Source organism: Hyalangium sp. (assembly GCF_045802625.1).
GTDB lineage: Bacteria > Myxococcota > Myxococcia > Myxococcales > Myxococcaceae > Hyalangium.
This window is the reverse complement of record NZ_JBJMQP010000223.1, coordinates 19740-30012: the sequence shown is the minus strand read 5'-3', so window position 1 is coordinate 30012 and position 10273 is coordinate 19740. Positions and strand designations below refer to the sequence as shown.

6 protein-coding genes are annotated in these 10273 nt (G+C 70.4%); 2 read left to right on the top strand and 4 right to left on the bottom strand.

The annotated features are described in order from the left end of the window. Position 1: 1 nt before the first annotated feature. Entirely contained in the window at positions 2 to 4078 is a 4077-nt protein-coding gene (locus tag ACJ8AT_RS35580) for a DUF3857 domain-containing protein (RefSeq protein WP_407742421.1), read from the bottom strand. A 196-nt stretch (positions 4079 to 4274) separates the two neighbouring features. On the opposite strand from ACJ8AT_RS35580, the gene ACJ8AT_RS35575 reads away from it, so the two are divergent. Beyond that, complete coding sequence (locus ACJ8AT_RS35575; protein WP_407742420.1) at positions 4275 to 6101, top strand: methyl-accepting chemotaxis protein; 1827 nt, start codon at positions 4275 to 4277, stop codon at positions 6099 to 6101. 2 nt (positions 6102 to 6103) lie between these two features. Here the strand turns inward: ACJ8AT_RS35575 and ACJ8AT_RS35570 are convergent, their stop codons facing one another. Beyond that, entirely contained in the window at positions 6104 to 6451 is a 348-nt protein-coding gene (locus ACJ8AT_RS35570) for a thioredoxin family protein (RefSeq protein ID WP_407742419.1), read from the bottom strand. A gap of 25 nt (positions 6452 to 6476) precedes the next feature. Then, positions 6477 to 8288, bottom strand: a complete 1812-nt coding sequence (locus tag ACJ8AT_RS35565; protein WP_407742418.1) for a CotH kinase family protein — start codon at positions 8286 to 8288, stop codon at positions 6477 to 6479. Between the two features lie 351 nt (positions 8289 to 8639). Here ACJ8AT_RS35565 and ACJ8AT_RS35560 point away from each other — a divergent pair, with 351 nt between their 5' ends. After that, positions 8640 to 9821 carry an SMI1/KNR4 family protein gene (locus ACJ8AT_RS35560; RefSeq protein WP_407742417.1) on the top strand — a complete coding sequence of 394 codons (1182 nt, stop codon included), beginning with the start codon at positions 8640 to 8642 and terminating at the stop codon, positions 9819 to 9821. Positions 9822 to 9907: 86 nt separating this feature from the next. Here ACJ8AT_RS35560 and ACJ8AT_RS35555 read toward each other — a convergent pair whose 3' ends face one another. Next, positions 9908 to 10186 (bottom strand): hypothetical protein, encoded by a 279-nt coding sequence (locus ACJ8AT_RS35555; RefSeq protein WP_407742416.1) that lies wholly within the window; start codon positions 10184 to 10186, stop codon positions 9908 to 9910. Between the last annotated feature and the right edge of the window lie 87 nt (positions 10187 to 10273).

The window sequence follows — 10273 nt, the reverse complement described above, 5'->3', positions numbered from 1 at the left end:
GTCACGGAAGCGGCTTGGCCACGGCCTTGGGCATTGTCTCCAGTGTCTTGAGCCGCGTGCTGGCCAGGGAGTCCACGCTGTTGATGTCCGGCTTGGCGCTCTTCGCCCGCGCGTAGGCGGACCGGGCCTGCTCCAGCAGTCCGTAGCTCTCGGCGATCCGTCCCACCACGTACCAGTCATAGCCCGCCAGCGTGTTCGCTCCCTCCAGGTCCAACGACTTGAGCAGGAACTGGCGCGCCTCCTGGCCCTTGCCCAGCTCCGCGTAGAGCGTGGCCAGCGTGTGCACGTAGGAGGCGTTGCCGTAGCTCGTGAGGCTGTTGGCCTTCAGCGCGTCCTCCACCGCCGCCTCGTCCACCTTGCCCAAAAACAGCGTGTTCCACGCCAGCTCGTTGTACGTGTGCGCCGTCGCCTTGCCCGCATCCACGATGCGCCGCCGGTACTCCTGCGCCTTCGTCAGCTCTCCGCGCATCGTCGCCACGCTCGCCAGCGTCTCCAGCGCCCGCTCATCGTCCGGCAGCAGCTTCAGCCGTGCCTCCGCGCGCTTCGCCAGCTCCTCGGGCCGCTCGAGCTGCCGCAGCGCGTACGTCGCCTGGAGGTACGCCGCCTCGTCCACCGGCGCGGCCTCCAGCAGCCGGTCCGCCGTCTCCAAAATCTCGGGCAGCCGCTTCAGCTGGAAGTACGCCGCCAGCAGGTCCCGGTCGAAGCCTCGCCGCTCCGTGTCCGTCGTCGCCCGCTCGCGCGCCGAGCTCAGCAGCGGAAGGGCTCGCACCGCTTGCTGGCCGAAGGCCATCAGGCTCGCCGCCGCCACCCGCACCTCGTCTCGCCCGGCCTCCTTCCCCTTCCTCCACAAGCGCAGGAAGTTGGCGCCGGCCTGGCTCTCGGTGAGCGTCGAAGGCATCGAGTCCCGAGCCCAGTCCAGCCACTGGCGCGCGCCCTCCAGGTCTCCCGCCTCGGCGCGGCGCATCGCCTCCTGCCCGAGCATCCCATAGTCGTACCCCGTCCCCATCAGCCGGAGCTCGTTGCCCGAGCGCACCACGAACCAGTTCTCGCTGGCGCTGGAGCCCTCGAAGGGCAGGCGCGACTGGACGCGGTAGCCCCGCTTCGCATCCCCGTCCACCCGCCACTCCATCACCGAGAGCGCCAGGTCCACCGCCGCGCTCTGCGGCACCTCCGCCAGCACTCCTCGGCTGAGCAGCAGGCGCACCAGCCGCTGCGTGTCGTAGGCCAGGTCCGGCTCCGCCGTGCGCATGGACTTGAGGATCAGCCCCTCCGTCTGGGCCTTGCCCCCATCCTCGTCCAGGGCGGCCAGGAAGAGGCGCTGCACCACCGAGCGCGGATCCTCGCTCTTCAGGGACTTGCTCTCGAAGCGCGTCGTCTTCGCCAGCGGCGTGAGGCGCTTCTGCTTCTCGACGGCGTCGGGCGCGCCCCGGGCGGACTCGGTGAGCAGCGCGTGGGCCTCCGGGTAGCGGCGCAGGCGCAGCAGCCGGTTGGCCGCGTCCTCCAGCGCCTCGCGGCGGGCGTCCTGATCCGGCACCCACTTCGCCGCGTTCCTCACCGCCACCGCGGGGCCGTCCACCAGCGCCGAGGCGCTCAGCCGCACGCTGTGCCGCAGCGGCGAGGGCTCCATCTCGTTGCCCCGCTTCAGCACCTCCGCGTACCGCTCCAGCAGGAACAGATCCAACAGCAGGTGATCATCCATGTCCTGCCGCTCCAGGTCCTCCCGCAGTGCCTTGAACTCGTCCACGGCCTCCGCCAGCCGGGAGCCGTGGGTGTAGCGCTCGCCCTCGGGGTCGTACTCCAGGAGGATGCCCAGGTCGCCGCGGACCTCGAAGTCGCTTGGATCGAGCGCCCGGGCCTTGCGGTAGGCCGCCACGGAGCCCGCGTAGTCGAAGCCCGGCTTGAAGCGGCGGCCCAGCAAGTCGTACTCCAGCACCCAGCCCAGGGTGCGCCAGCCGATGGCGGACTTCGGCTCCACCTCGGTGGCGCGGCGAGCCTCGGCGCGCGCCTCCTCTCCGGCGCCCACCTCCAGCAGCGCGAGCGCGAGCTGGGCCCGGTGCAGCGCCTCCTTCGGGTGCAGGTCCACGAGCTGGTGGTAGACCCCGAGCGCCTCGGAGACACGGCCCGCGGACAGCAGCACCGCGCCATCGTGCTCGAAGCCGAGCATCGGCTCGTCCTCGTCGCGCAGGGTGCTGAGCGCCGAGTGGAAGGCCTCCACGTCCGCCGCGGACCAGCGGCGCTTGCCCGTGTCGAAGCGGAAGGTGACGTTCACCTCGCGCCCCTTCAGGCTGTAGTCGCCCGAGTAGGTGGCCGGCCCCAGCTTGTGCGAGAAGCTCTTGGGCAGCGGCTTGGGCGAGTACCCCGGCGGCGGAACCACGTGGTAGCGCAGCTCGGCGGTATAGGGCTCCAGCAGCTCGAGCTCACCCTGGCGCTTGCCCCACGGGTGCTCCTCCGAGGAGGAGTCGATCAAGAAGTCCGGCAGCCGGCCGAGCAGGGACGCGCCGCCGAGCCCCACCGCCGCCTCCCGGTCGTCGGTGTAGCCGCGGCGAGCGCCCTCCACCTCCAGCTCCACGCGGAAGGGCCTCTCGGGGTTCTCCAGCTCCTGGGACTTCAAGCGCGCCACGTCCGGCGCGGAGAAGATGCTCTTCGCGTACTCCCCATAGCCCTCGCGCACGCGGGAGGCCTCGGTGAGCGTGAAGTGCTCGCGGTACGCGGCGGCCACCGAGCCGGTGAACTCCTTCACCTCGACGATGCGCGAGGGCCCGTGCTCGGAGAGGTTCACCTCGCGCGTGGCGGTGAAGCCATTGGTGGCCGACGTGGCCGCGGGCGTGCGCACCAGGCCCTTCGTGTCCGGGCTGGCCACCAGCGCCAGCCGCCCCTGCACCATCACCGGCAGCTCCCCCGGCGGGCTGAAGGCATCCGTGGCGTCGATCCACAGCGCCGGCTTGCCGGGCACGTAGACGATGGCGTGATCAAACAGGCCGAAGCCGGGCAGCGACTCCTGCACGTCCTCCTGGCCGGTGCGCAGCAGCGCCACCGAGGCGGGAATGCCCGAGGCGCGCAGCAAGCCCACCAGCAGCGTGGACAGATCCTTGCAGTCGCCGTAGCGGCGCACGAGCACCTCGGCCGGCTGCCGAGGGATGACGGCCGCCTCGCCGAACTGGAGGCTCGTGTAGCGCACCTGCGAGTGGATCCACTTCGTCAGCTTGCCCGCCACCACCTCGCGGCGCTTCTCGTCACCGACGAGCTCCTTCGCGGTGCGCTCCAGGTCCGCGCCGGCCAGCTGGGCCTCCACCGCCTCGTGGTAGCGGCGCGCCAGATCGCTCCAGGCCCGGCCGGTGGAGAACGCCACGTGGGGAAAGCTCACCGCGTCCGCGGGGAGCTCGGGCTCGGGGGTGTCCACCGCGTCCAGCGGGCCCTGCTCGAAGATGAGCCGCGTGCGCCCGTTCGCCTCCACGCGCCGGGGCTTCACGCGCAGCCCCCGCGCGACGAAGTTCAGCGGAGTGCCCTGGGGCACCTCCAGCGTGAGCCGCACCCGCCGCTCCGGCACCTCCTTGCCGAAGAAGAAGCGCCGCGCCGCCCCGCTGGAGAAGACGCTCTCCGTCTCTCGTGTGGTGATGAGCTGCTCCACCACGGCGCCCTCGGTGATGGCCGGCAGCGGGCCGTGCAGCAGGCGCCGGTCGCTCAGCGTCTCCGGCTCGGTGTCGGTGGGGGTGGAGTCCACCAGGGTGGAGGGATCCAACAGGTGGGCCTTGCCGTCCGGGGTGACGACGCGGGCGCGCACCTCTGGCCGCTCCTCGTGCCACGGCGAGTAGTCCACGCCCACGGTGGCCCAGCTCTTGGCCCCCTCGGGGGTGAGCACGCGGTAGATCAGCCGGGAGGTGGCCGTCTCCCGGCCCTTCTCGTCATAGGAGAAGGTGGCCTCCTCCAGGAGCACCTCCGCCTCGGCGCCCGTGGGGGTGGGCAGCGCCGCGGTGGCCCCGGCCAGGGCGGCCGGATCCGTGGAGAAGGCCGGTGCGTCCCAGGGATCAGCGGCCAGTGCGGGCAGGGAAGCAAGCAGGACGGCGAGGACGAAGCGCATGCGAGCCCCCACTCTGGCACTCTCCTCCGCTCGCCGGGAGGGGGCAGGGACGGGGGTTGGCGCCCAGCGACCAATCAGGGAACCCCCCGCCGTGGCGCTTTCCACACAGGGGGACTGTCTGTAAGAGGTGGAGAATTCCTATACTTCAAGACCTTACTCCGGGCTGGCACTGAGCCCGCCGCGGGGCACTCGCGCCATGGTTCGTCGTCTCAAGCTCCTCTGGAAGCTGGCCCTCATCGCCGTACTCATCCCCGTGTCGGTCTTCCTGGTGCTGATGGTGGCACTGCGAGGCACGTGGGCGCTCCAGTCCGAGTACGACAATGTCTACGGCCTCAGGTTGATCCCCATCATGGCGCTCGACGAGGGCAACGCCCATCGCGAGGCGCTCGCCGGAGAGCTGCGGCTGATGGCCCGCGCTCCCCTCACCGCCGAGGAGCGGGCCACGCGGGCCGCGAAGGTGAGCGAGCACGAGGATGCGCTCCTGTCCTTCATCCAGCGCTACAAGAAAGAGTGGCTCAGCTCGAACCACTCCGGCTTCTCGGAGACGGTGGCGGAGCAGGGTGAGCAGAAGCTGCAGCTGGACGAGGCCTCCGCGCTGGAGCTGTTCGACGTGGCGCTGGCCGGGTACCGGCCGGTGAGGGATCGCGTCGTGTCGGGCGCGCCCGTGGACGTCGAGCAGCTCGAGAGCGCGCTGGGGCGGCTGGGCGAGGCCACGAGCTGGCTGCAGGCCATCAACCGCCGCTACGCGGACATGTCCAACGCCAGCGCCCAGTCCACCTTCCTGTGGCTGCGGGTGGTGCTGGCCGTGCTCAGCGTGGCGCTCGGCGGCCTGGGGCTGTACCTGTCCTGGAGGCTCTCGCGCATCATCATCGAGCCGGTGGCGCGGCTGACGCGGATGACCATGCGGCTGTCGCGCGGCGAGCTGGAGCTGCTGGAAGAGGGCGAGCAGGCGCTGGACCTGGAGCTGGACACGCAGGATGAGATCGCCCTGCTGCTGCGCTCCACGCTGGACATGGCGCGCTCGACGCAGCAGATGGTGGCCATGGCGGTGGGCCTGGCCCATGGAGACCTGACGGTGCGGGTGCTGCCGCGCTCGGATCAGGACGCGCTGGGCAAGGCGCTGGGCGAGGCGGTGGGGCGGCTCACCAAGATCGTCGCCGAGGTGCGCGCCGGCGCCTCCACGCTGGCCTCCACGTCGGCGATGCTGGCCTCCTCGTCGCGGCTGCTGGCACAGGGCGCCACGGATCAGGCGAAGATCACCGAGGAGAACGCGAGCACGCTCAAGGAGATCAGCGACGCGGTGCTCAACAACACCGAGAAGTGCCAGAAGATGGAGGAGATGGCGCGGGTGGGCGCGCGGGACGCCGAGGTGAGCGGCCAGGCGGTGGGCAAGACGGTGGAGGCCATGCGGCGCATCTCCACCAATGTGTCGCTGATTGAAGAGCTGGCGCACCAGACGAACATGCTGGCGCTCAACGCGGCCATCGAGGCTATCCGCGCCGGAGAGCACGGCAAGGGCTTCAGCGTGGTGGCGGGCGAGGTGCGGCGGCTGGCCGAGCGCAGCAAGACGGCGGCGCGCGAGATTGGCGAGCTGGCCGTCTCCAGCCGCGGCATCGCCGAGCAATCCGGGCGGCTGCTGCGCGACTTGGTGCCCTCCATCCGCCGCACGGCGGAGCTGGTGCACGAGGTGGCGGCCTCCACGCGCGAGCAGTCCACGAGCGTGGGGATGATGAGCCACGCCATGGCGGACGTGGAGCGCAAGACGCAGGGCAACGCGAAGTCCGCGGAGGAGCTGGCGCAGGAGGCCGAGGCGCTGGCGATGCAGGCCGACACGCTGCGCCGGCTGACGTCCTTCTTCCGCGTGGGCAGCCTGGAGGGCATTGATCTCAGCCAGCCCTCGTTCCTGCCGCAGGAGCCGGAAGGGATGGGGCCGGTGCTCGTGACGCCGTCGATCGACGGAGTGTCCGGAGGGCTCGATGGCGTAGACGGCCCGCCGCCGACGGGAGAGGCCCAGGGCCTCTGAGCTCAAGAGGCCGCGGGCAGGTTCTCGCGGACGACGCCGAGCCAGTACTCCCGGCCGTAGTACTGGCTCATCTTCCCGAGCAGCTTCCCGTCCCGGAAGAGCAGGAAGGTGGGGATGCCGTAGAGGCCGAAGCGCCGGGCCAGCTCCTCCTGCTGGTACGCGTTCACCTTCACCACGCGCAGCGGCGCGCCCTCCAGCTCGGACAGGAGCGAGGGCTCGGCCTCCGCGTACACGTCGCAGTTGGGGCACCCCTCGCCCCAGAAGTCCACCACCACGAGCTCTCCTCGGGGCTCGAGCACCAGCGCGTCGAAGTTCTCGGTGGTTGCCTCGTAGGTGGTCGGGTGGGCCATGGGCGCTCTCCTAACGGGCGGGCCGTTACGGCGCCAGGGGCCTGTGCTCGAAGTCCTCGCTCTGGGGCGTCTTGCGCCCGTACGCCGTCCCCGAGGGCAGCGGCCCGTAGTAGAGCGCATCCGCCGGGCCGTACGTGAGCTCCGTGCCCGAGGCCGAGCGGGGCTTGCCGTCGAAGAGGCCCACCTCGCCCCCGGTGCTCGAGAGGGTGAAGGGCAGGTGCAGCGGGCCCGCGGCCGTGTTGCCGTCCGCCAGCAGGCGCACGCCCTGGCCCGGCGCCAGCGAGAGCGTGGGCAGCACGTACCGCGAGGTGGCTCGCAGATCATTCGTCAGCTCGTAGCCCTGCAGGGTCAGCGCGGTGCCGCCGCGGTTGTAGAGCTCCACGTAGCCCCCGCTGCCAGCGGCCACCTCCCTCAGGACGAGCGGCCCGCTCCCTTGGGCCTTCAGCGTGTTCATCACGCCGCGCAGGAACTTGATGCGCTCGTGCACATAGGTCTTCAGGAAGGCGCGGGCGCGCGCCACATGCTCGGGGGAGGCGTAGGGATCCTGGGCCATCTCCGGCGCCACCACGGCCCACAGCGCGTCGATGTGCGCGTCCGCCTTCTCCTCGGAGAAGGGACCGGCGAGCGCCGTCTCCAGCTTCGCCAGCACGCGGGCGCGCAGGGCGGGCCGGTCCCAGATGCGGGTGTCGAGCACGCTCCACGTGGGCCGCTGCGAGGAGCGCTCGGCGAGGCGGGTCTCGTAGATGCGCTGCACCATCGGATCATACAGGGTGAAGGACTGCGGCCACCGGTTGGTGATGGGCGGATCCGTGGGCTCCCACGTGCGCCAGAAGAGCATCAGCGCGTTGTTCAAGTCCCACGGCGTGTACTGCCAGCGGTCCTTCTTCTGCTCGTGGATCCAATAGCCGCGCGCATCCTCGATGTAGTTGTTGGAGATGAGCGCGTTGGCGGCGAGGTTGCCCAGGTACGCCTCCACGTCCACGTAGCGCGAGAGCTTCGCCTCGAAGTCCGCGTCATCCGAGCGGTTCACCCAGGCCAGGAACGCATCCAGGTCCGCGCGGCCCGTGTCCTCGTTGGTCTTCTTCTCGAAGTCGTTCTGGTAGGGGCCGGGCTGGAGCGTCAGCTCGCAGTTGCGATCTCCACAGCGATAGATGGAGGCGCTCTTCTCCAGGGCGTGCTGCTTGAGGTAGTCCTTCCCCACGTGCTCCATGTCCAGGTACAGGCCGTTGGGCTGGCCGTTGAGGCTCACCCGGACATAGCGGGCGCGCGGCACCGGCAGCCCCATGGCGGTGAACAGGTCCACCGCGAACTTCTCCGTCAGCTTGGCGCTGTCGTACCACTCGGCGAGCAGCTCGAAGTGATCGCGGTCCTCGAACTCGAAGCCCGGGTCCAGCTCGATGTTGAAGCTCTTCTGGGGCAGCGTGCGGCTGCTCGCGCCGCGGTAGCGCACCTGGCCTGTGGCGCGCACCCCGTCGAACACCACCACCACCGGCACCGTGTCGTCCGACTCGGGGTTGGCATCCAGCCGGGCCAGGTCCTCCGGGGCGATCTGCAGCTCGAACACCGGGACGCGCGTCTGGACGGCGGGGTACTCCCCGGCGAGGGGGCCGGTGTCAGGAGCCCCGGCGTCCGGCGTGCCCGAGTCCGGGGTTCCAACCCCCCCGTCCGGCAGGGGGAGGCCCGTATCGGGCAGCGGCGGCAGGTCCCCATCGCGAGCCGCCGGGAGCGGGTCCGACCCTGTCGTACCTGGAATCCCTCCGGGCGCCTGCTGGACTTCCGTCCCACATGCCACCAGCCCCGAGATGCCCACCCACAGCAGCCAACCCCAGCGTCCCATACGGCCTCCGTTCCGGAGCAGGCAGCCGTGCACCGGGCGTGCCTCGCCGTGTGTCAGCTGGAGGAAGCTGGGAGGGGCACCGAGGGCAGGGGGGCGGGGATCCAACCCTGGACGGTGGGTAAGGAGTTGCCCACGGTGGCCCTCGGAGGGCCCCGGCCGGGTATGCCCGGGGGTCCGCCGCCGATCAGATACGTCACCGTGAAAGGTGAAGATTCGATGAGAGAGGCTCGGAGCGGTGTAGAACTCCGGTTTTGTGGGAGCTTTCCCCTGGTCAGCCGGTGCCTGAAGAACGACATTGGCATTGTGCAGAGGGGCATGGGCGCCTGGGGCGCCGCTGAAAAGTGAGGGGCCATGCACGAGTGGTTGGAGGCACTGCAGAAGTCAGCGAAGACGACGTCCTCGGCAGTAGCCGCGGAGGAGCTGCGGCGGGCCGAGACGGAGGCCGGGGTGCCGCTGCCGGGAGAGCTGGGAGATCTGTACGCGGCCTTCAATGGCGGCACGTTCGAGGGCGAGGTGGTGCTCTTCCCGCTGCACGGAGAGGATGAGCAGCCCAGCGTGCTGGAGAAGACGCGCAAGGCGGTGGTGGGGCTGCCGGTGTCCGGGGTGTGGCGCTTCGGGGTGAAGGGCGCGCACCGGCATCTGTATACGGCGCGCAAGTCCGCCATGGTGGAGCAGGGCGATGGGGGCGGGCCGTTGCCGGAGTGGGTGCAGGCGCTCGGGGACGAGGACTGGATCTACGGCACGTGGGACGAGGAGAAGAGAGAGATGCGGTTCTACCGCTCGCTCTCGAACATGCTCAACGTGCTGGTGCCGCCGGTGGAGAAGGAGGAGTTCGGGGATCGCACCTTCGCCCGAGCCATCGCCGCGGTGGAGGGCGCGCTGACCGAACTCGCCGGAGGCGAGGAGGGAGCGGAGGGCGGGGAGGAGGCGAAGGGCGAGGAGGAAGCGGGCGTCGAGGTGGAGGAGCTCCAGTACGAGTATGAGGAAGGCGTGCGCCCGAAGGTGGAGAGGGCCGCGCCCGAGGAAGCCGGACCGAAGCTCGAGCAGCCGGCCGTGAAGGCCGCCGAGCGGCGCGTGAAGAGCCTCAAGAGCAAGCCGCCCAAGAAGGAAGCGGCTCGTGAGAAGCCCCAGGCAGAGGGGCTCGAGAAGCCGGCGGTGATTGCCGCCGAGCGGCGCATTGAGGGGCTCAAGGGGCAGGCGGCAGCGGAGCAGCCCGCGGAGCCTCGCAAGAAGGCGGCGGCCCGCACGGCGGCGAAGGCCCCGGCACCCAAGGCTCCAGCCAAGGCGCCCGCGAAGAAGGCCGTGGCGAAGAAGGCTCCTGCCAAGAAGGCCGCGGCCAAGAAGGTGCCCGCGAAGAAAGCTGCGGCGAAGAAGGCTCCTGCGAAGAAGGCCGCGGCCAAGAAGGCGCCCGCGAAGAAAGCCGCCGCGAAGAAAGCTGTGGCGAAGAAGGCCCCTGCCAAGAAGGCCGGGACCAAGAAGGCCCCCGCCAAGAAGGTGCCCGCGAAGAAGGCCGCGGCGCGGGGCAAGCGCTGAGCCTTGGCTGAGAGGAGCAGGGTGAAAGGCTATCAACCCCTCTCACCCCGCTCTTCCTCAGCGCGTGCGAGGCCGAGGCGGTGCCTCTAGCCCTCGGGGAGCTCCTCCTTCTGGATGGGGCGGATCTCCTCGGTCGGGCGGGCGGTGATCTCCCGGTCCTCTTCCTCCTCCTGCTCGCCACCGCGGCGGAACTCCTGGATCTGATCCGGAAGGATGTCTCGGAAGTCCGGCTCCTCCTCCAACGGAGGCGTGGCGGCCAGATCCTGGTCGGTGATGTTCACCTCTTCCTGCCCGGTGACCGGATCCACATGGCGCCGCGAGGTCGCCTCGCCCACATCCTCCGAACCCAGCTTCTTGAAGCGCATGGTCTTCCTCCTCCCGAGGAACTCGGCGGGACGGTTGCTGTCGAGCTAACAGTGCGGACCCCGAGGAGGCGCGGCAACGAGCGGTGC